We start from the raw sequence: 20,154 nt of genomic DNA on the forward strand, positions 1-20,154 counted from the left end.
ATTTTTATATCCAAACCACGATCAATGATAGGCAAAAAAATGCAAACTCGATCAGTTGATGTCGCGATCATCGGTGCCGGTACAGCAGGACTTGCAGCTTACCGGGCAGCAAAAAATCACACTCAAAACGTTGTCATTATCGAAGGTGGCCCCTACGGGACAACCTGCGCACGCGTAGGCTGCATGCCAAGTAAATTATTAATTTCTGCCGCGAATGCTGCACACTTTCATAAAACATCTTCGGTGTTTGGTGTTGATTACCAAGAGCCTCAATTACGTCAAGATGCGATTTTTGAAAGAATCCGCAGCGAGCGCGATCGGTTTTCAGGGTTCGTTGTAGAATCTGTGGAAAATTTCCCAGAACAAGATCGTATTCGTGGTTACGCAAAATTTATTAATGACACACAACTGAGTGTTGAATCTGAAAATTCAGAAGCAATAACCGTAAACGCGAAAAAAATTGTCATCGCCACCGGATCACGACCAAGCATCATTCCATTTATGGAAGCCGCTGGCGATCGTTTACTGGTCAACGACGACATTTTCGAACTGAAAAAATTGCCAAAAAAAGTGGTTGTATTTGGGCCCGGTGTGATCGGCCTGGAATTAGGCCAAGCTCTGCACAGGTTGGGTGTTGATATCACCATGTTAGGTGTGGGTGATGCATTAGGGCCATTATCGGATCCAGACATAAAAGACTATGCTTACCAACATTTTAACGATGAATTTTATTTAGACATCGACGCAAAAGTAGAAAAAGTTGATAGGCAAGAAGATAAAGTTCTTGTTCAGTTTGAACATAAAAGCCAAGGTTTTATCACAGAAGAATTTGATTACCTTGTTGCAGCAACGGGAAGAAGACCCAACGTCGACAAACTTGGATTGGAAAATACCAGCTTAGTATTATCGGATCGTGGCATGCCGGAATTCGACACCTACACCCTGCAATGTGGTAACTCCAATATATTCATTGCCGGTGACGTTAATAATTTTCGACCTCTGCTGCATGAAGCCGCTGACGAGGGAAAAATTGCTGGTGAAAATGCAGCGAGATTTCCTGATGTTAGGGCAGGAAATAGACGAACACCCATCGGCGTTGTATTCAGTGAGCCGCAAATTGCAACCGTCGGCTTATCGTTGCAACAAGTTAAAGATCGATGCCAACAATGCTACGCAACCGGTAGTGTAAGCTTTGAAGATCAAGGTCGCAGCCGAGTTATGGCGGTTAACCACGGATTGTTAAAAGTGTACGGAGAGCAAGGAACCGGATTGTTCTTGGGCGCAGAAATGTTTGGTCCTGCGGCAGAGCATATCGCTCACTTATTAAGTTGGGCGGTGCAGATGAGAATGACCGTTTCGCAAATGCTCGAAATGCCGTTTTATCATCCGGTTATTGAAGAAGGAGTACGCACCGCCCTTCGAGATTTAAATCACAAATTGCATATTGGCCCCGAAGTAGTAGAACGCTGTTTGGATTGCGGTCCGGGTGCGTAATATCAACATGTTTCAAACAAAAAAATCAAAACACAAGGACGTGTTTTTATCGATAATTAATCTTAAGGAGCCTCTGATTAACATCCAAAAATAATAAATCATTTTTTCTGCCCAACATCGCGCAAAACATAGTTGGTGGCAAAATTGTAAGTTGCGTACGCTGGCTGTAAACAACGTTTTAAGCGATTGACCTCCGAATCGTGCACCGACAATGCACTCAAAAATAATGAACCGCCTTGAGTTTCGACATCAAATTGAGGCACTGGTGTTTGGCTGGATTTACCGTAGAGTTTTAATTCACTCGATAATATCTTAGCAGCTAACACATCATAAGCACCGATTAATTCCTCTACTCTTTCATGCATTAATACGCGCGAGCCTAGCGACAATTGCTGATAAATTTCTCGATGCCATCTTTTTGATAAATTCGAACAAATAGCACTGTCACAATGGGTTTCTAATTGATTACCTCGCGCGACATTAACCTCCAATCGGTCACCAGCACGCGGTGGCAACCAAGATTCACCACGCCCCAAATGAATGGAAGACGGTGGGTAACCGGAACTGTACATAAACGTTGTACAAGGAAAACAAGAGGCAAGCTTAGTGGTGCTGCTACCAGTGGTCATTTCATAAGGGGTTGCCCAAGGTCCTTCATCAACACAGTGACTAATCGCCGTGCACATACCGTGAACGTAACCAATTTTAACGGACTTCTCCGTACCCGTTGGTAACGGCCCCATTCCCTCAGCAGGATTGGTACTTAAATTAACTTTCGGGTTATTTTCAGGACTGATTAAACCCCAGTAATTATCGTCTTTTCCAGGCCAAGGTCGCTCCGTTGTATTTGCTGAGACACGCATAGTTGGGTATAAATTTGCATTCGCGCTGATTGGATTTTCCACAAGTCCGGTATAAGCTCCGCGCCCTTGATAAACCGTGGTGCGTTTACTCATCGCATTGTTGATCATTGCCATCTTACTGTAATTATTTGGGGTGGCTCGACTTTTAGATTCTGATGTTGCGCCACCGGATTTTCCAGTAATGAGAGCACCTTCGTCGCCAGTTGCCGATTGACCATCGCGCAGCCATTTACCACAACCCGGTTCGAATCGATCAACAACTTCTGCCAACGCATTCAGGACGTTTAAAAAATCCTGCCATTCCGACAGATATTCTGCTTGTTTTTCAGCATTATTGATTTTTTTATCGGTAGGATGTTCGATATCAAACTGACAAGGTTGATTCTGATAAAAACGGGTAAGAACAAATCCGATAATAACTGCGACTACGATCGTATCGGATTCAACTTGAATGATTTCGTCGTAATCTTCCACCTGCTGAGAAAATCGTTGATTCAGTATAAATTCTTTTGCCATTACTCATAGCCTTTGTATGAAATACACAAATCGATGTTTAATTCTGTGAATACTACGAAACATTCACCAATGCTTTAACTGCTTCGTATTGCCGTGATAAAACTGTACGAATGAGATAATCTTCCACCAAAGCTGCCGCCACCTTACGTTGACGACCAATGTCTTCAATTGAAGCGTATTTTTTATTTAGATTATTGGGCGCACTGGCGAAAGGAACTTGACTAGCGTCACCAGTTGTTAAGGTTATAAAACTGGTGGCCTTGCCAGAATCAAACGTAACGAAAATACATTCGTTCATGTAGCGACCGAACTTTTCTATTTGATAATACCGGTGGGCAACAACCTTTGAACCCTTAATCGCTGCATTCCATTTTTGAAACAGCGAAAGATACTGGCCGGCAATAACTTTTAAGTTCATCAAATTATCAACGCGAAAGATCGCGGATTTATCGACGTGAGAAAATCCAATTCTCTTCGCCGTTAAATAATCGTTTTCGTAGATAAAATCCAGCAGTGTTAAATCATCGCTGTTTGCGGCATAGAGAGTTTCCGTATAGTTTGCTTTTACCGCCGCTTCACCTAATAACGCAACTTCTTCTAGCTTAGTAAACGCCTGCCAAGCCTCACTCATTGTCTTAAGTCGAGCTGTACTTACCCGACCTAGATCATCAAAGTCTTGCTGACTTTTAACGCTGGTTTCTGCCACATAAGCCATCATGGATTTAGCAATATTGTATTCAAGCTTTATGTCGTCCGTTTTCGCGAGTTCTTTTTTCAGGTTTTCCCACTTTTTATCCGTCGGCGTTACAATGACGTATTCATCAATTAAATTATTAACAACACCGCGACCTTCAGCCAGTTCATCATCAATTAATTCGTCAATAGAATCCCTGCCAATTCTGGACAAAACCATCTGTTTTATTTTGTCGCGCTTGGTAGGCACTCGATTCCAGATCTCTACAAACCGGTTGATTCTTTTGGGTAATTTATCTTTGTGATTGGAAGAACCATCCGCAATTTCGCACATCATTTCCAATATTTCAGATAAATGATAAAAAACATCGGGTAAAGGTAAATCAGCACTGACACTTTGTTTATTCAAAGCGCTTCCGTATTCCACATTAACGGTTTGCTCTTCCACCGAAATATGATTTGATTTTAGATGTTCCCATACTTCAACGGCTTCAACGGTATTGGAACGAGGAATAGTTACATCAATTAACTCCGCCAAGATGGGTCGATTAATATCAACATTTAACTTAAATGCACCTCCTGGCGGCCCGGCGGATTTATCAGCATGCCAGGTGTATCCCAAACGCCATAAAACAAACGGCTTGATTGCATCGTTAAATGTCATTCCGGGAATCCATTTAGGGTATTTAACCGTTTTATTGGCTAAACGTTTACTGTCGTTCATCCACAATCCAGTTTTGTCACGATCATAGATTTTTCTTAACGCTTGTGGATCGTCCAAAGATAAGGTGTACAGAGAAGCATCAAAACCTTTAATGTTATTGCGCTTATCAGACCAGAGATTTTCAATATCCTTAACAAAATCTTCGGGAAATGAATCGTTGATGGAATCGCCAGCAATTTTCGCAATTTCGACGCCAGCATTATTTAAAACGTCCAGTACAGTATCTTCGACCAAGCCATAAATCGTATTTTGAATGGCCTCAGGGAGCCAAGGGTCAACGACAACTTGAGTATCCCAATCGGAGCTGCCACCGCCGTCTTTTAACGCCTTAGGGCCGGTAGGATCAACAACGCAGTCGAAGGCATTGCCACCTTTCATGTAGAAACAAATATATTCTCGGCCGTCGACCAACTTTTCTTTTTCTATCAAGCGCTGATTAATTAATGTAAGCCCGTCGTTGATTTTGGATAACGCCGTTAACACTTCACCACGCACTCGCGCCCCAAAATCATCGTGAAACGATTTTGTATTCAGTTGTTCGGTTACCCAACCGCTGAACAACCGTCGTGCGTGACGCTGATCTTCTGTTTCCATGGTGTAAACTCTAACTGAACAATAATTATGGTGTTTTCACCAAAGGCGCGTAGTCGCCTTCGGCCCAGACCTCAGCTGAGGAGAAAATTTGTAACACTTCCAGTGGAATCGACGCCGCCAGTTCAGAAAACGATGTTTCCCAAGTGTGTTGGCTGTCTCGTACTTTAATAACATTCTCAAAATCGCCTTGCCAATCGATGGGAAGAAAAACGCACTTCTGATCATTATCGGTACCGTACAAATAATCGGAATTTCTCAAACTGACAATTCTCCGTTTATTCTCCATCGTTAACTCCGACTCAATAACCATATACATCAATAATGACTGAATCCATTCTGGAATAAATGCCTTTTCATTTAATTTTGGCCGACCTAATTTAACCGGAAAACTCTCTGACTCTTCACTATCAACAGTTGTATTTTTCGTATTATTTTTCTTAACTTCGTTTGAGGTAGAGGAAATATTATATTGCTGCAACCAGAATCGAAAACAATCGATCGTAAGAGATTGAAAGCGATGCACGCACCCAAGTTGATGCTCAAACCATGCAAGAATCTCAGAGTCCGCCAAATCTTTATTTAACTCAGAATCATCAATTTTTTGACCACAACACTCAATACTATTGATATGCGCCCTTCGTTCAATCAACAGAGAATTTCTGTTTAAATTCAGGTACCGTATTGTCTCGAACCCTCGATAAATAGACAGTTTCTTGTCGATCATCCATTTAGAAAACGCTTTATCGTTATCACTCGAAGGTACTGCTAGAGCAGATTTATCACATCCATAAAGCTGACTGGGGACAAAATTAGGATTGTTATACAACTCATTTTCCAACTCAGATTCAGACAAATGAAACGTATCTTTGGCAAAATCTTTAACAGCATCGAAAGCAAATGCCAACCCGGTTATTGGATTAAAGCGAATAAACTCTCTCGTAGAATCCTTGAAAGGATTTAATAAAAGAGGCTGCTCCTTTGTCACGTCTCCCCTAAATCTTTCCGAAATCAACGGAAACACGCCGGATTTTTTGGTATAGCAATCCGAACAAATAAGTACCAAATTCTCGTAATCGTAAGCAAGCACACCGTAGGGTGACTGTTGAATTTTATTATTATTTTTTAATACAACAGGTGGCCGAACATGACAAACAACACCAGAACTCGGAATATAGGTTTCGCAATAAGCGCATCGACAGTGATTCATTGCAGTAAAGTGTTGCTCTACGTAACGGCTTGAATACAAGGAAGGATCAACAGCAAAATTATTAAGCCCCACCACAATATCATCGCTATAATGACCGTCACTGTCGTAACTGCGCAGGGTTAAAAAAACAAGATTATCAATGAGCGTTCCCGCGTACCCTTCATCAAACAGCAAACCTCTGTCTTTCTGAGTTAACGTTTGATAGAGTGAATTAACCGCTACTCTTTCTAAAATGTCTTTTATTTGTTGGGTTGCTGTGGCCGCTTTTAACCGTTCATTGCCATCCGGCTGTAATGGAGAGTATTTGATGGGCATCATTTGCTTTCACCTAATCGCCCTACCTTTGTAAAAGGCTTTATATTTGAGAATCACCGCCGTGTTCTCCGTTAGGATTAACACCGGGAGATTGCTGAGTATTTTGTGGAACTTCTGGTTGCCCAACTTGTGTATTTGCCAATAAATTCTGTAAGACCTGTTGCTTACGACTGATGGATTCATTTTGGGAAGCAAATTGACCCTGCAGCGACGAATTTACGCCCATAATGGTGTTGGTTATATTTTTTTCTGCTTCCGCAATTTGTTGATGCGCTAGTTGCGCTTGAGAATGAATCTCTGTCTCCGGCGCGGAATCCGCATGGCCGCTACTTTCCGATAACACGGTCTGCTCGTGTTGAGTTTGCGATGCCAAGGTATTCGCTATTTGTTGCTGGCTTTTTTGAACAGCATCAAGAAACTGATTTCCTGCTACTTGAGCACTTGAGGTACTCTGCTGGGTTCCAGCATCGGTAGGTGCTTGCAACATCTCTTTAGCTTGGGCAACCATTTTTCGAGTATCGGCAAGCGTATTGGTAATAACGGCTTGCGAGTCCTGAATATTTTTTTCAATTTGATTTAAAATAGTGTCGAATTGTTCAGGAATTAACATTTTTGAATAGGCCGCTATCAAGCTGGAGCCGCCACCCTTGCCTTCATCTAACTTATCTTCACTTAAACCGCCTTGCTCTAACACGGCATTACCTAGCGGTTTATCGGTAGTTTCAGTCAACTCACCCGTTTGTTGCTCACGGAGTTGCGATGCAGGCTGATTTGAGTTTTTATCTGTACCTTGGGTATCTTTTTCTTTACTGGCCATAAGAGTACCAACAGTTTATTTTTCTCTATTTAAAAATTAACCTATTTGAAGCTCACGACTTATTGATCCATTTATGGGTAAACAAACATCCGCCTTGATACCTGAGTATCAGTAGAACTTCGGACGTTTCATAACGGTAATCCCATGCATTTCCAAATTGATACGGTTGCGCACTGGTCGGTTTCACATCCAACAAAAAAGAACGTAATTTAGTAAGGAAATTATTGAAGTCAGTTTTATAAAAATCAGTATTATCGGAATGATCACTCAGTTGATTTAAGCCGATAATTAACCCAGTTATTGATGAATCAAAACCAACAATCATTGAATTACGCATCCAATTCGCAACGGTATCCGTCAGAGTTTTTTCATCCGGTGGTTCATCAATCATCGGGCATCTAAGGTGAGCTTCCGCACAATGTACTAAAGTCGATTTAACGGCAGATATTTCATTTAATTGCTTCTCTTGCTGCTCCGTAATCTCTGAAGAATCGGTCTCCTGCTGCAAAAACTTCTCGATTAACTGTATATTCGCAACCAACTCAACGGCACTGCGTGTATTGTTTTTTATCCAAGTAATAACATCTGCATTGTATTTAGCAGGCAATGTTATTATTGAAGACAGATAGTCGATATCACCAATATCGAAACCCACAATAGCGTTGCAATTAAAATACGCTCTTTCTGAAAGCCACGCTCTGGTTGCTTCGATATCTTGCGTATCAGTAATGAAATATTTGCGATGAAACGTACTGGAAAAATCCACTAATGACTGCCCAGAAAGGCTGGTATCACTAAAAAGCGTGTCTATATCGGAGGCATCAAAGTCGAATATTTTTTCTACTGTTGCGAAAAAATCAAACCGTTCAAACCAAACATAACTTGCTGAATAGAGAGTTTTTAGCAATCTGTCTAGCAAATCGACTTCACTGTCGAACAGGTAAAAATCTTTGCTGTTGAGATTCGCTTGTATCCATTCATTAGCATTCGGGTATTGTTGTAAAAGTTTTCTCGCCAACACACTTAAATCAGTCAACTGAGCGATTGATCGTGACGCGATATGAATCGTCATAAATCACCCATTAAATAAAAAGTTAAATAGTTACTCACCGGTTGAGAACTGGCTGAGTACTGAATTGGCATTCTCACCGATGGTTTTGAAATTATCTGCGCTATTGGAAATCATTTCGTTGGCTTGCGCTAAAATTGGTGCGTACTTGTCTACTTCACCAGTGGCCAACATTTGTGAAATTGCCACACCCATTGCAACCGCTCCCATATTGCTGATATTTCGTAAATTATCAGCAGCGTCTTGTACGGCTATTGCAGTGGATTGCGATACTGATTGATACGCTTTTCCCGCTCCGCTTTGCTTGATCACAGACGAGGTCATGGTGGATTGCTGCATAGCTTCGACAGAATTCAGTATCTGCGGGTTTACGTTACCCATTAGTCACTCCGTTTTTAGCAGTTAGACGTTATTTAGGATTAAAAAAATCTTGCAACAAGCGGGTTAAGACTTTTTTGAGTCAGTGCCACTCGCCTCAGTTTTACTGTCCGCCGATGTAGATTTTGCTGCATCGGGCGTGGTTGATGAGGTTGTGTTCGATGACGTGCTATCCGATGAATGCTTCTGAGCCAACACAGATTGCAAATCAGAAATAACGGAACTTAATTTATCCAACTCTTTCGGGTCCATATTTTCGGCATTTTTCACCAATGCTTGTGCTTGAGAAATTAATGCACTGGTATCGTCAGCACTATTACCCGACAAAGGCAAAAAAGGGGGAATATCTTTTTTCTTATCGCTATCTGGTTCTTCAGCATTCACGGCCATTGGAACTTGCAATATTTTTGCACACACAGAGGTGATAGCAGCGCCTGCCGATATCTGTGCATTGTGCTGGGATGAAACAGCATTGTGTAATGCCATGCCCATGCTTTCAGCGCCAGTGACATCCAGTAATGCCAAAGATTGTGGCGCCGATGCCGAAAGTAATAAGGTATTTAATTGGCTGATTGAATCCGTCACCTGATCATTCGTTGTGCCGTCATTTTCCATGATTATTAACCTTTGCATTAATAATAAAATCTCTGCTAAGCGCGAGAAGCAGCCTGTTGAAAACAGCGAGTGGCTCGGCTCACACAGCACCTGCAAGACTTAAAAACGTCGAATAAACACGCTTGATGAGAGATTATTCTTGAATTACTTCGCCGCTCCAGCTGCACCAACCGAAATCATAAGAGCACAACATTGTGCAACTGCTGCGGTCTGAACAATTTGAGCATTCTTTTCTGCATTAACCGCATTTTCCAGCATGATGCTAATAGACTCAGCCATGGACATACTGACAAAAGCCATTGATTCTGGCGGCGCGGCCGCAATCGAAATTAAATTAGAATCGTTCATAGTGTTGTTTCAGGGCTTAGTGGTTTTTTAAAATCACTAAGCCCAAAAAGGTGTCGAAATAAACTTAAGAACCCAAGATCGCGGCAGTAGCTTTACCCGTGGTTGCTGTATCAATGGAATACAACGTTGCAACACCCATGGTAGTCGCCGCCTGTGCGGTAATATTAGTTTGTTGCTGAGCAATGGTTGCGTTATGTGCTGCATTACCCAACGCTTGCGCAGTAGCTTGAAATAAATTACCCATTGCAACGGCAGGCGCATCGCCCAATACCTCCACGTTGGCTTGAGTGACCGAATCGGTGATTTGACTGTTTACAGAAGTTGGAAAGGCCATAAGAATTTACTCGAATTTATTGGATTACCATTGCCAATGATTTATTGGAAAATTTCTTTTGTCGCGATACCGGTAGAGCTGATATCCAAGGAATACAACGTTGAAATTCCCTGCGTCATCGCAGCCTGCGCGGTAACAACAGCCTGTTGTTGTCCGCTCGTTGCGTTGTGAGCTGCGTTCGACAAGGCTTGACTGGTGGCAATCATTAAATTACCCGAAGAAATCGCAGGCGCATCACCAAGTACCTTGGTATTTACCTGAGAAACAGAATCGGTTATCTGGCTATTTACAGAAGTGGGATAAGCCATTATTAAATACTCCAAATATAGATGGTTAAGGTGAACTAAACTCAGAATTACTTGCTGTAATAATTCGTTAGAAATTACAGCACGTTACAATATTCAATTAACCCAAGCCTTTAACTTTCGACGACAAAATGGCTTGAGTTGCCTTGCCGGTTGACGCCGTATCCAATGAATACAAGGTCGCAACACCCATTGTTGTCGCCGCTTGTGCGGTTACAGAAGTTTGCTGCTGAGCCGTAGTTGCATTGTGCGCGGCATTACCTAACGCTTGAGAAGTTGCTTGAAATAAATTACCCATGGAAAGCGCTGGTGCATCACCAAGAACTTTAACATTGGCCTGAGTCACCGAATCGGTGATTTGATCATTTACTGAGGTTGGAAAAGCCATAGTATCTCCTAATTTTTCCTTACACTGTTTTTAAACTTAGAAGTGCCTTACGTGTAAAAACTATAACTCGGTAAACAACAACGTGAGTGGTTTAATGTACGGTCTATAAGGTTTATTCTATGAACTAAACATCAAAATATTTTTTGTCTTTATTGATTGGTCGACAGTGCCATTCTGAATTTATTGCGGTACGTACCCGGACTCACACCCACGTTTTTCTTAAATGTCTTCTCAAAATGACTAAAATCACTAAAGCCCACGTCTTGAGCAATAACAGTGATTTGTTTTGATAAGGATTCAGAAATAAAGCTCTTTGCCAAATGCACTCTGTATTCATTCAACACTTGCTTAAAGGGTTGCGACAGTTCTTTTTTAAATAAACTGGATAAATGAGACGAGCTGATATAACTGTGCTGAGCCAATTCACTCATAGTAATCGATTGTTGGAAATTCTTATGGATGTATTCGCAAGCACGCTGTAACGCTGGATGACAAACCACTTCACCAGCCATTACAGCTTCTATTGTGGTTTTTTTATTATTGCTCGATTCAACATTGGTGTTATTTTTTATTACCGCCTCAATGTTAGGAAAGTATTTTCGAAGGGTATTAACATTAACCAGGTGATCAACCGCCAGCAAATCTGCCTTTTTTAAAAACGCCTCAAACTGACCAAAACCACCCGGCCAGGAATAATCCGATATAACCGACCAAGCATCATCAGTGAGCTCAAACTTTTGATGAATGACACCCAATTGCTTAAACGCTTCTATCGTAAACGATACGTCCGGCCAACGTTCTTGCAGACACGGCATTTTTAAGCGAAGGCAATAAAACTCAATTTCTTCCAGTTGCGTTAAATTATCGTATTCATTATTGCTGTCTGTAATTCCCAAAAAGATTCGCACATGAAACGGGGCATCCATATTATTGCGGTTTGTGGTTCGGATAATATCCAACAAATAAATCAAGTCGGCTGAAGTCAGCTTTTCAACTCCCCGGATGTAAAGAGAACCATGATTTGCATCGGATAATTTATGAGATAAAAGTGCCGAAAAGTCTTGTTCTCTTGCCACCGCGCAATCTATCGTGATAAAAGGTGAATCCGGTGGATTAGAATGACAATGCACACTGTACGCGGCTATTAATTTACCACTGCCAGGAGCACCAGAAATAAACACTGGCATGGGTAACTTGGAAAATAAACGGCAGTTTTGTCGGGTTTCCAGCAGTGCTAAGCTAGTTCCATACCAATAGGCGTTAAATTGTTTTTCTACACGGGCACGTACACTTTGGCACTCTATGGAAGACTCAATTTCTTTAATAGCAGTAGTGACAGCACTGTCTAAATTTGTATCCGCATAAAAATCAAATTCGTTGACGACTAAACTGCCCACAACCTGACCATAAATGCGTAAAGGAAATGTTTTTTTCGCCTTTAAAGCGTTGTTGATATGCGCCTGTTCGATATAATGAGTAAAAATTAATTTGTCGCTTTTTTCACACACAGTGATTTCATTTTTTTGACTTATGGGTGTTATTGGCGAACAGCTATCAGTTTTATTCAGTAGACAATACTCTTTTGATATTCCAAGCTCATCAAGAGACGCTTTGGATATTTCTAACCGATATGAAACACTGGATGCATGTTCTGCTAATTTTTCAAGGGCATGAGCAAAAAGGTTATCTACCCCTTTCATCATTCCCACTGGTGCGTTAAAAACTAATACCGATGAATTCTTTTCAATAAATGATTCCATAAAAACATATACCCTTTTTTATAAGAATTGACGGGAGAAGTAAGCTACATAATTTAAAAGAACAAAAAAATTACACGTTATTTCATCTTATTAGAACGATTCAACTTCGTTTACAGCCACATTCAAATAACTAATATGAAAGAAATTAAATCCACCTTTAATTGAATAACAATGACTTCAAAAGACATAAAAAATAGGATAAAAACTCGAGACTTAACACTGTTAGTTATATTTTTGGCATTGGTAGCGTGGACAAGACCCACCTTTCACCAATCCTATGGCTCTGATCAATCCATCAATCAAACGTCGCTTGATAAAACTCAAAGTACAGCAACAATTACGGGGTTGGATGCATCGCATTTTCAAGGCGACATCGACTGGAATACGGTAAATCACGACGGATTTAAATTTGCGTTCGTCAAAGCAACACAGGGTACAGACTTTACCGATCCCCGCTACCAAGAAAATATTGACGCTCTAAAAACCACCAAACTTCTATTCGGCAGTTATCACTTCTTTGATCCGTCACAAGATGCCTTACAACAAGCGAAATTTTTCTTACAAGTTACCGGTAAAAAACATAATTTGCCGCCAGTGCTTGATGTTGAAATAACGGCAGGCGTTGACAAAGCAACCATTCAGCAAAATGTATTGCAATGGCTAACATTTGTTGAAAAAGAAATATCGTGCACCCCCATCATTTATACCAGTACCGATTATTGGAATCAGAATCTAGGCGATAAATTTAATAGATTTCCCTTGTGGATCGCCGATTACACCACGTCATTACAACGCCCGAGCGGAGTCGATCAATGGCTTTTCTGGCAAAATACCAATCAGGCAAAAATAGATGGGGTAACAACATTAGTCGATCACGACATATTTAACGGCAACGCCGAAAAATTAGCTTCGGCCACGTGTGGTTTAAACCCATGATTGAAAAAACATTGAACAACCGCGCAGTAACATTTATCTCAAATACGTTTTCTGTTACTCAATCGTATTGGATTGCGGGTTTGAGCTTATTATTGTTGATGTCACTGACAGAAACGCCAGCATTTTTATTCAAAGACTTGAACAACGACGCCTTGTTTCAAGAAAATCGGCTTTATTTAGAAAAAACCGAAGAACGATTGCTGATTAATTTGTCGGAACTGTCCGTCGCAAAAGGCACGCTAGACGCAATCACCTCAACCGATTTTGGGTTCGAGTTTATCGTGAATGTGAAGGTTCAAGTTGGCAGCGAAATAAACGCGCTAAAAGAAGTGATTACCGATGCAACCTCCGGCACTGAATATCTGATGCTTGCAATTGCGACTGTTGGTTTGGTGCATATTATGACGCACTCGGCGTCACTGGTTTTTTTAAACGCTTTATTGATCATTGGCATTATTCATAATTTATTGCTACTCACTGCTGTTGAACGATTAAAAACACTGTCTAAAACCAGTTTAAAAATTGTTTTCTTTTTATTTGTTTCCACTCAAATCGTAATCCCTTATTCACTGCACCTTTCATCGTACTGCTCTTATCAGCTGTATACTCATCACTCCAAAGAACAATGGACTAATCTGCGTTATTTACATTCCGAAATTACGCCCGACTCCACCGCAAAAACCTCAGAAGAACACGCCAAATCTTTATTGAAAAAATTTGAGTTGTTGTCGGTGCAGAGAGAAAAATTGGTGTCTAGCTTTCACAGCAACTGGTACAAATATTTCGTTGCCGAGCTGTTTATTGTCCTAATCATGCCCATCCTGTTTTTAATCATCAGCTTATGGATTCATTTGTCATTCATCCGCCTGTTCGCATAATCGCCATCGACGCAGCCCGGTAGTCACTTCTCAATTTCCATGCGTTATCTGCTGAATTAAAAAACGGCCAAAGTTGTTCAATATTATTCTCAGGTTGTTTGGATGGGAGCTTTATTACACACTGCGCACTCTATGGGTGGATGAGGGTATTGCTGACATTCTGGCCTGGGTAAAAACACATCGAAAAAACAGGTAAAACAAACGCAGCGGCCCCTACTCATACGATTAAAGCAATACATCTATTTCACAATACTTACACGGCGTTCGTGTTTATAATTCTCAGATTAAGCCAGACTTCGATATCGGTCGATAACCCAACGTTAGATTTCATATGACTCGCGATTTCGCAAAAAAATCAAAACCCTCCCCTAAGCGTAAAAACAACAACCGTCGTGCGCCGTCTAAACCTGAGCGCAAATTGTCGGGTTGGGTGTGGCTATTATCCGGCGCAGTTATTGGCGCCTTTGCGATGTTCTTGGTTTATTTAAGTGGTCTAGCGCCAACCCCGAGCCAATCGCCAAACCCACCGGCTAAAACCGTCGAACGTTCAAACAACAACGGCCAACAGAATAAACCGGAAGAGGTTGCTGTTCCCAAACCTCGGTTAGAGTTTTATCAGCTATTAAAAGAAAGTGAGGTTGAAGTTCCGGAACCCACTGCCACCGAGAACCAAAATTCAGGGTCACTGGCGAACAATCAGCAGTACATGCTGCAAGCCGGTTCGTTTCAGAAATTGTCGGATGCCGATCGTATGCGTGCGCAATTAATTTTGATGAACCTCGACGCCGCCATCGAAGACGTCACCTTAGATAACAAACAAGTGTGGCATCGCGTTGTGGTAGGACCGTTCGACAATCGATCTCAGATGTCAGCGGCGCGAGCAACCTTAGTATCCAACGATATCAGCCCATTGGTGCTAAAAAGACCACGCCCATAATTGTGTCACATTGACTTGAAATTCCTGATCAGAATCCCCAAATTGCACGGTATTCTCTCACAAATATCACTAAGGATTCTTTGTGGATCAATATCGTGGAACAACTATATTGTCTGTACGCCGTGGTAACACAGTCGTTATAGGTGGCGACGGACAAGTATCTTTGGGTAACACCATAATGAAGGGCAACGCGCGCAAAGTTCGCCGTTTGTACAATGATAAGGTTTTAGCAGGATTTGCTGGCGGCACTGCCGACGCGTTCACTTTGTTTGAACGCTTTGAAGCAAAATTAGAATCCTACAACGGTCAGCTCGTTCGCGCGGCCGTTGAGTTAGCCAAAGACTGGCGTACCGATCGCGCATTGCGTCGCCTCGAAGCATTATTAGCCGTGGCTGATAAAGACGCCTCCTTAGTCATCACCGGTAACGGCGATGTCATTCAGCCTGAAAACGATTTAATTGCGATTGGCTCCGGCGGCCCATTTGCACAATCGGCAGCGCGTGCCTTACTCGATAATACCGACATGGCAGCGATTGATATCGTCAAGCAAGGCTTGACCATTGCCGGAGACGTTTGCGTCTACACCAATCACAACCACACCATTGAAACGCTGGAATTTTAATTCAGCAAGATCTGTTGCGAAGAGATTCTCTATGTCGAACATGACACCCAGTGAAATTGTTCACGAATTAGATAAACACATTATTGGCCAACACAATGCAAAACGCGCAGTGGCGATTGCACTGAGAAACCGTTGGCGACGTATGCAACTCAACGAAGAGTTGCGCAACGAAATTACCCCCAAAAATATTTTGATGATTGGGCCAACCGGTGTCGGTAAAACCGAAATTGCCCGTCGCTTGGCAAAGCTTGCCAACGCCCCGTTCATTAAAGTTGAAGCGACCAAATTTACCGAAGTTGGTTACGTAGGCCGCGACGTAGATTCAATCATTCGCGACTTGGTCGATATGTCGATCAAAATGCACCGCGAACAAGAAAAAGAAAAAGTGAAGCACCGCGCCCAAGACGCGGCCGAAGATCGCATTCTCGACGCCTTATTGCCACAAGCGCGCGGCAATGAAGGCGAAGAGAGCAAAACCGAATCGTCCACACGTCAGATCTTCCGCAAAAAACTGCGTGAAGGCGAGCTGGATGACAAAGAAATCGAAATCGATGTTGCCGCCACCAAAGTGGGCGTAGAAATCATGGCGCCTCCTGGCATGGAAGAAATGACCAGCCAGTTGCAAAACATGTTTTCCAACATCGGCCAGAACAAAACCAAAAAATCCAAGTTGACCATCAAGCAAGCCATGAAGCTTCTCTCCGATGAAGAAGCCAGCAAAATGATCAACGAAGAAGAAACCAAAGCCAAAGCGATTGAAGCCGCCGAACAAAACGGCATCGTCTTTATCGACGAGATCGACAAAGTGGCCAAACGCGAAGGCAACAGCGGTGCCGACGTCTCACGCGAAGGTGTGCAACGCGATCTGTTGCCATTGATCGAAGGCTCCACCATCAGCACCAAACATGGAATGATCAAAACCGATCACATCTTGTTCATTGCCTCTGGTGCGTTCCATCTTTCTAAGCCGTCTGATTTGATCCCAGAATTGCAGGGCCGCTTGCCGATTCGAGTCGAACTCAACGCACTGACGCCAAACGATTTCGAGCGCATCCTAACGGAACCAAGCGCCTCGCTCACGGCTCAGCAGATTGCCCTGCTCGATACCGAAGGTGTCAGCCTAAGCTTTACCGAAGACGGTATTCGCAGAATTGCAGAGACCGCCTGCCAGGTAAACGAAACCACCGAAAACATCGGCGCGCGCCGTTTGCATACCGTCATGGAACGCTTGGTTGAAGAAATTTCGTTTAATTCCGGGCAGAGCCAAAAAGAAGTGGTTATAGACGCCGCTTTTGTTGACTCTCAGCTGGGCGAATTGTCGCATGATGAGGATTTAAGCCGCTTCATTCTGTAAACTTAACCTAATTCGGTTAAAGTTAATTTACCCCGCAATTTGGTATTTGGGTGAAGAGAGTATGAACGCACCACAGAAGATTAAGTTACATCGAGAGTCCCAACAATTGGAACTCGCTTTTGACGGTGTTTCGTACCGTTTGCCCTCAGAGTTTCTACGTGTTTATTCACCGTCGGCCGAAGTTCGCGGCCACGGTGAAGGCCAAGAAGTGTTGCAACACGGCAAAGTGAACGTTGCCATCACCCATATCGAAGCCTGCGGTAATTACGCCATTCGCATTATCTTCAATGACAGCCACGATTCTGGCCTCTATTCTTGGAACTATTTAAAAGAACTGTGTCAGAATCAATATCGCCTTTGGCGAGAATATCTCGATAAGCTCGATCAAGCCGGTTTATCTCGTGATCCCAATACACAAACCGTGAAGTTTGTTTAACTCTTGTTTGTTTAACCTTTGTTTCTGAGTTTGAAAAAATGACCCGCCCCGATATCGATACTGCGACAACAAATTCAGAATCCAGCAACTCTGCATCCAACAACAATGAAGACAAAGTTTACGGCCTTAAGCGCCCGTCTCCACCGTTAAAGCGTTTAACCAAAGCCGCCTATTACTCCATCAAAGGCATTCGCACTACCTTCCGTTATGAGCAAGCGTTTCGCTTTGAAGTCTACGCCCTGCTTGTGGCCATTCCCTTATCCATGTTGATCGCCAAAACGCCGTTTGAATACTTACTCTTAATCGGTAGTGTTATTGCGGTAATGATTGTTGAGCTGCTGAACACCGGTATTGAAATGATTGTTGATCGTGTGGGTGTGGAACACCACGAACTGTCAGGCCGTGCAAAAGACGCAGGCTCTGCGGCGGTATTTATGACCATGATTTTAGCCGCCGCGTGCTGGATACTAACGGCCATTTATTGACGGCCTTACGCTCGTTAATAAACCTGTCATAAACAAAAACCTGTGTTGGCTATCCAGCCGTGACCTTGTCAAAACTGTGTAAATCGATGCAGTGCCCTCTTGTCGATTCACCCCAAACACACAACCATTCAAGACTCAGAATTCAATTTATCTGGCGCGCTTTTTAACATCAGCGGTATCTGATAAATTTTTACCTCTGTTCGCCTAAACATTCAAAGAAGCTCATCTGAGCCTTTCAAACCGCTTCGAGATCAACATGCAAGATTCGCGTTACGACACCGATGACTACATCTATGGAGTTAAACCCAACGACTTCTTAGTAGAAAACCTGCACCACATTCCCAAAGGCCACGTACTTTGCTTAGCCGATGGCGAAGGCAGAAACTCGGTGTACCTCGCCCAGCAAGGCTATCAAGTCACCGCCGTTGATTACTCCAGCCACGCAATAGAAAAAGCAAAGAAATTAGCGGCAAAAGCTGACGTATTCGTCAACTATGTATGTGCCGATCTCAACGACTACACCATGACCCAGCAAGAAGTGGCCAGGGAAGCAATGAACAACCAAGAATTTTCAGCCGTCGTTTCAATTTTTGCCCACTTTCCGCCAACGCTGCGCAATCGCGTCCATGAAGTGATACCAACATTACTGAAAAGCCAAGGGGTTTATCTTGTTGAGTCTTACACACCCAAACAGCTCGATTACAACACCGGTGGCCCGAAACGTGCGGAGTTAATGCTGTCGGAATCGATCTTACGTGCAGAATTACCGTCGTTAGAATTCGTTCAATTACATGAAATTGAACGAGACGTGATCGAAGGCTCTCGCCACACAGGCTTGAGTGCGGTTGTGCAAGCCATTGCCAAAAAGCATTAATCATCAATTTCTGTATTCACAATTAATAAAACTCAAAGGAAGACAAAGGAAAAATATGCCTGCTAATAAAACGCTGCCTGTCCTGTGGTTACTTAGTGTACTGAGCGCCCTACTGGTTTCCCCCAGCTTATTTGCTGATAAAAATAGCGCCGAAATCAGTGCCAAAACAAAAGTTATTTTCGATACCGACATGGCGATCGACGATTGGTCCGCTTTATTACTGTTGGCCAAAAGCCCGAACATCGAGCTGCTTTCAGTAGTTGCTAATGGCGCCGGAGAAACCCGCTGTGAACCCGCCATGCGCAACATTCCAGCCCTGCTCGATCTCACTCAAGAAGGCCACGTAGAAGTTGCCTGTGGTGACGATTACCCGCTCGACGGTTACTTTGCCTTCCCAGAACCTTGGCGAGTGCAGGCAGATACCCTCTCAGGCGTAAAAATCCCCGACAGCGATCGTCCCGTCTCGAAAGACCACGCCGTAGAAGTTATCCACAAGGTGCTCAACAACGAGACCGACAAAGTCACACTACTGGCCACAGGCAGCCTGACCAACATCGCACAATGGCTAACAAAATATCCACAAGATAAAAACAAGATCGACAAGCTCGTGATTATGGGCGGCGCATTCGACGCACCGGGCAATATTATTGTTCCAGGCTTTACCGACGAACACCCAAATACAAAAGCCGAGTGGAACATTTACGTAGACGCCCTCGCAGCAGACATCGTCTTTAAATCTGGCTTAAGCATTGAAGTAGTCGGACTGGACGTAACCAACGAAGTCAAAGTGACCCGTGAGTTCGCACAAAACTTTAAAAAACACGTGCAAACCCCCGCCGCCGATTTTTGGGATAAAGTGCTAGATGACAACGACTGGTTTATCGACTCCGGCGAATACTATTTTTGGGACGTGCTAGCGGCTTTAGTCGTCATTGACCCACAGTACTGCCAAGGCGAACTTGCACCAGTTAACGTGCAATTTGACCTCACCCAAAAAGCCACCGATTGGACCCTTCCATTTCCGACCACCACCAGCGATGGCAAAACACGACAACATTACGACCCAAAAACCTTTGGTGTATTAAGTATTGGTGGCGATAACCCACCGGCAAAAATCTGTCGTAAAACCAACGCAACAAAAGCTTTTGAGCTGTTCACCACAACAATGAACAACGCCCTGTAGTACAGTAATGCCAAGGCTCTTTCATCAAC

At 43.0% G+C, this 20,154-nt stretch carries 22 protein-coding genes; 10 read left to right on the plus strand and 12 right to left on the minus strand.

Annotation, left to right across the window (positions count from 1 at the left end):
* Positions 1 to 39: 39 nt before the first annotated feature.
* A complete protein-coding gene (locus LU361_RS05010; RefSeq protein ID WP_233087594.1) occupies positions 40 to 1,494 on the plus strand; it encodes a dihydrolipoyl dehydrogenase in 1,455 nt (484 codons plus the stop codon).
* Positions 1,495 to 1,592: 98 nt separating this feature from the next.
* Here the strand turns inward: LU361_RS05010 and LU361_RS05015 are convergent, their stop codons facing one another.
* The 12 genes from LU361_RS05015 to LU361_RS05070 all read right to left on the minus strand — a co-directional run bounded on the left by LU361_RS05015 (position 1,593) and on the right by LU361_RS05070 (position 12,420).
* The gene (locus LU361_RS05015; protein WP_233087604.1) at positions 1,593 to 2,873 is read right to left on the minus strand and encodes a hypothetical protein; all 1,281 of its coding nucleotides are present in this window, start codon (positions 2,871 to 2,873) and stop codon (positions 1,593 to 1,595) included.
* A 52-nt stretch (positions 2,874 to 2,925) separates the two neighbouring features.
* A complete protein-coding gene (locus LU361_RS05020; RefSeq protein ID WP_233087606.1) occupies positions 2,926 to 4,884 on the minus strand; it encodes a hypothetical protein in 1,959 nt (652 codons plus the stop codon).
* Positions 4,885 to 4,909: 25 nt separating this feature from the next.
* Complete coding sequence (locus LU361_RS05025; protein ID WP_233087608.1) at positions 4,910 to 6,409, minus strand: HNH endonuclease; 1,500 nt, start codon at positions 6,407 to 6,409, stop codon at positions 4,910 to 4,912.
* A 37-nt stretch (positions 6,410 to 6,446) separates the two neighbouring features.
* Positions 6,447 to 7,223, minus strand: a complete 777-nt coding sequence (locus LU361_RS05030; protein ID WP_233087610.1) for a hypothetical protein — start codon at positions 7,221 to 7,223, stop codon at positions 6,447 to 6,449.
* A gap of 52 nt (positions 7,224 to 7,275) precedes the next feature.
* A complete protein-coding gene (locus tag LU361_RS05035; protein WP_233087612.1) occupies positions 7,276 to 8,295 on the minus strand; it encodes a hypothetical protein in 1,020 nt (339 codons plus the stop codon).
* Positions 8,296 to 8,325: 30 nt separating this feature from the next.
* Positions 8,326 to 8,673 (minus strand): hypothetical protein, encoded by a 348-nt coding sequence (locus LU361_RS05040; protein WP_233087614.1) that lies wholly within the window; start codon positions 8,671 to 8,673, stop codon positions 8,326 to 8,328.
* A gap of 63 nt (positions 8,674 to 8,736) precedes the next feature.
* Positions 8,737 to 9,285: a RebB family R body protein gene (locus LU361_RS05045; RefSeq protein WP_233087616.1), complete on the minus strand. Its 549-nt coding sequence runs from the start codon at positions 9,283 to 9,285 to the stop codon at positions 8,737 to 8,739.
* A 144-nt stretch (positions 9,286 to 9,429) separates the two neighbouring features.
* Positions 9,430 to 9,633, minus strand: coding sequence for a RebB family R body protein (locus LU361_RS05050; protein WP_233087618.1), 204 nt, complete (start codon positions 9,631 to 9,633; stop codon positions 9,430 to 9,432).
* 64 nt (positions 9,634 to 9,697) lie between these two features.
* Positions 9,698 to 9,967: a RebB family R body protein gene (locus tag LU361_RS05055; RefSeq protein WP_233087620.1), complete on the minus strand. Its 270-nt coding sequence runs from the start codon at positions 9,965 to 9,967 to the stop codon at positions 9,698 to 9,700.
* A gap of 41 nt (positions 9,968 to 10,008) precedes the next feature.
* Positions 10,009 to 10,275, minus strand: coding sequence for a RebB family R body protein (locus LU361_RS05060; protein WP_233087622.1), 267 nt, complete (start codon positions 10,273 to 10,275; stop codon positions 10,009 to 10,011).
* 97 nt (positions 10,276 to 10,372) lie between these two features.
* Complete coding sequence (locus LU361_RS05065; RefSeq protein ID WP_233087624.1) at positions 10,373 to 10,660, minus strand: RebB family R body protein; 288 nt, start codon at positions 10,658 to 10,660, stop codon at positions 10,373 to 10,375.
* A 149-nt stretch (positions 10,661 to 10,809) separates the two neighbouring features.
* Positions 10,810 to 12,420 (minus strand): helix-turn-helix domain-containing protein, encoded by a 1,611-nt coding sequence (locus tag LU361_RS05070; protein WP_233087628.1) that lies wholly within the window; start codon positions 12,418 to 12,420, stop codon positions 10,810 to 10,812.
* Positions 12,421 to 12,654: 234 nt separating this feature from the next.
* Between LU361_RS05070 and LU361_RS05075 the strand changes: the two genes are divergently transcribed.
* From LU361_RS05075 to LU361_RS05115, 9 genes are all read left to right on the plus strand, one after another.
* Positions 12,655 to 13,356 (plus strand): glycoside hydrolase family 25 protein, encoded by a 702-nt coding sequence (locus LU361_RS05075; protein ID WP_233087639.1) that lies wholly within the window; start codon positions 12,655 to 12,657, stop codon positions 13,354 to 13,356.
* The gene (locus LU361_RS05080; RefSeq protein ID WP_233087647.1) at positions 13,353 to 14,234 is read left to right on the plus strand and encodes a hypothetical protein; all 882 of its coding nucleotides are present in this window, start codon (positions 13,353 to 13,355) and stop codon (positions 14,232 to 14,234) included. The genes LU361_RS05075 and LU361_RS05080 overlap by 4 nt, the downstream gene beginning before the upstream one ends.
* Before the next feature lie 331 nt (positions 14,235 to 14,565).
* The gene (locus LU361_RS05085) at positions 14,566 to 15,171 is read left to right on the plus strand and encodes an SPOR domain-containing protein (protein ID WP_233087665.1); all 606 of its coding nucleotides are present in this window, start codon (positions 14,566 to 14,568) and stop codon (positions 15,169 to 15,171) included.
* 82 nt (positions 15,172 to 15,253) lie between these two features.
* A complete protein-coding gene (hslV, locus tag LU361_RS05090; RefSeq protein WP_233087667.1) occupies positions 15,254 to 15,793 on the plus strand; it encodes an ATP-dependent protease subunit HslV in 540 nt (179 codons plus the stop codon).
* Between the two features lie 31 nt (positions 15,794 to 15,824).
* Positions 15,825 to 17,147 carry an ATP-dependent protease ATPase subunit HslU gene (gene hslU, locus LU361_RS05095; RefSeq protein WP_233087669.1) on the plus strand — a complete coding sequence of 441 codons (1,323 nt, stop codon included), beginning with the start codon at positions 15,825 to 15,827 and terminating at the stop codon, positions 17,145 to 17,147.
* Between the two features lie 61 nt (positions 17,148 to 17,208).
* On the plus strand, positions 17,209 to 17,583 hold the full coding sequence (locus LU361_RS05100; RefSeq protein ID WP_233087671.1) for a gamma-butyrobetaine hydroxylase family protein: 375 nt from the start codon (positions 17,209 to 17,211) through the stop codon (positions 17,581 to 17,583).
* A gap of 38 nt (positions 17,584 to 17,621) precedes the next feature.
* A complete protein-coding gene (locus tag LU361_RS05105; RefSeq protein ID WP_233087673.1) occupies positions 17,622 to 18,068 on the plus strand; it encodes a diacylglycerol kinase in 447 nt (148 codons plus the stop codon).
* 256 nt (positions 18,069 to 18,324) lie between these two features.
* The gene (locus LU361_RS05110) at positions 18,325 to 18,942 is read left to right on the plus strand and encodes a class I SAM-dependent methyltransferase (RefSeq protein WP_233087675.1); all 618 of its coding nucleotides are present in this window, start codon (positions 18,325 to 18,327) and stop codon (positions 18,940 to 18,942) included.
* Between the two features lie 55 nt (positions 18,943 to 18,997).
* Positions 18,998 to 20,125 (plus strand): nucleoside hydrolase, encoded by a 1,128-nt coding sequence (locus LU361_RS05115; RefSeq protein ID WP_233087676.1) that lies wholly within the window; start codon positions 18,998 to 19,000, stop codon positions 20,123 to 20,125.
* Positions 20,126 to 20,154 lie beyond the last annotated feature (29 nt).

The sequence above is a fragment of the Sessilibacter corallicola genome (genome assembly GCF_021290925.1).
In the GTDB taxonomy this organism is placed as follows: domain Bacteria; phylum Pseudomonadota; class Gammaproteobacteria; order Pseudomonadales; family Cellvibrionaceae; genus Sessilibacter; species Sessilibacter corallicola.

Bases quoted from the DNA above. Each gene is read 5' to 3' on its own strand.
- LU361_RS05010 (WP_233087594.1), top strand. From the start codon at position 40: ATGCAAACTCGATCAGTTGATGTCGCGATCATCGGTGCCGGTACAGCA.
- LU361_RS05015 (WP_233087604.1), bottom strand. From the start codon at position 2,873: ATGGCAAAAGAATTTATACTGAATCAACGATTTTCTCAGCAGGTGGAA.
- LU361_RS05020 (WP_233087606.1), bottom strand. From the start codon at position 4,884: ATGGAAACAGAAGATCAGCGTCACGCACGACGGTTGTTCAGCGGTTGG.
- LU361_RS05025 (WP_233087608.1), bottom strand. From the start codon at position 6,409: ATGATGCCCATCAAATACTCTCCATTACAGCCGGATGGCAATGAACGG.
- LU361_RS05030 (WP_233087610.1), bottom strand. From the start codon at position 7,223: ATGGCCAGTAAAGAAAAAGATACCCAAGGTACAGATAAAAACTCAAAT.
- LU361_RS05035 (WP_233087612.1), bottom strand. From the start codon at position 8,295: ATGACGATTCATATCGCGTCACGATCAATCGCTCAGTTGACTGATTTA.
- LU361_RS05040 (WP_233087614.1), bottom strand. From the start codon at position 8,673: ATGGGTAACGTAAACCCGCAGATACTGAATTCTGTCGAAGCTATGCAG.
- LU361_RS05045 (WP_233087616.1), bottom strand. From the start codon at position 9,285: ATGGAAAATGACGGCACAACGAATGATCAGGTGACGGATTCAATCAGC.
- LU361_RS05050 (WP_233087618.1), bottom strand. From the start codon at position 9,633: ATGAACGATTCTAATTTAATTTCGATTGCGGCCGCGCCGCCAGAATCA.
- LU361_RS05055 (WP_233087620.1), bottom strand. From the start codon at position 9,967: ATGGCCTTTCCAACTTCTGTAAACAGTCAAATCACCGATTCGGTCACT.
- LU361_RS05060 (WP_233087622.1), bottom strand. From the start codon at position 10,275: ATGGCTTATCCCACTTCTGTAAATAGCCAGATAACCGATTCTGTTTCT.
- LU361_RS05065 (WP_233087624.1), bottom strand. From the start codon at position 10,660: ATGGCTTTTCCAACCTCAGTAAATGATCAAATCACCGATTCGGTGACT.
- LU361_RS05070 (WP_233087628.1), bottom strand. From the start codon at position 12,420: ATGGAATCATTTATTGAAAAGAATTCATCGGTATTAGTTTTTAACGCA.
- LU361_RS05080 (WP_233087647.1), top strand. From the start codon at position 13,353: ATGATTGAAAAAACATTGAACAACCGCGCAGTAACATTTATCTCAAAT.
- LU361_RS05085 (WP_233087665.1), top strand. From the start codon at position 14,566: ATGACTCGCGATTTCGCAAAAAAATCAAAACCCTCCCCTAAGCGTAAA.
- hslU (WP_233087669.1), top strand. From the start codon at position 15,825: ATGTCGAACATGACACCCAGTGAAATTGTTCACGAATTAGATAAACAC.
- LU361_RS05100 (WP_233087671.1), top strand. From the start codon at position 17,209: ATGAACGCACCACAGAAGATTAAGTTACATCGAGAGTCCCAACAATTG.
- LU361_RS05105 (WP_233087673.1), top strand. From the start codon at position 17,622: ATGACCCGCCCCGATATCGATACTGCGACAACAAATTCAGAATCCAGC.
- LU361_RS05110 (WP_233087675.1), top strand. From the start codon at position 18,325: ATGCAAGATTCGCGTTACGACACCGATGACTACATCTATGGAGTTAAA.
- LU361_RS05115 (WP_233087676.1), top strand. From the start codon at position 18,998: ATGCCTGCTAATAAAACGCTGCCTGTCCTGTGGTTACTTAGTGTACTG.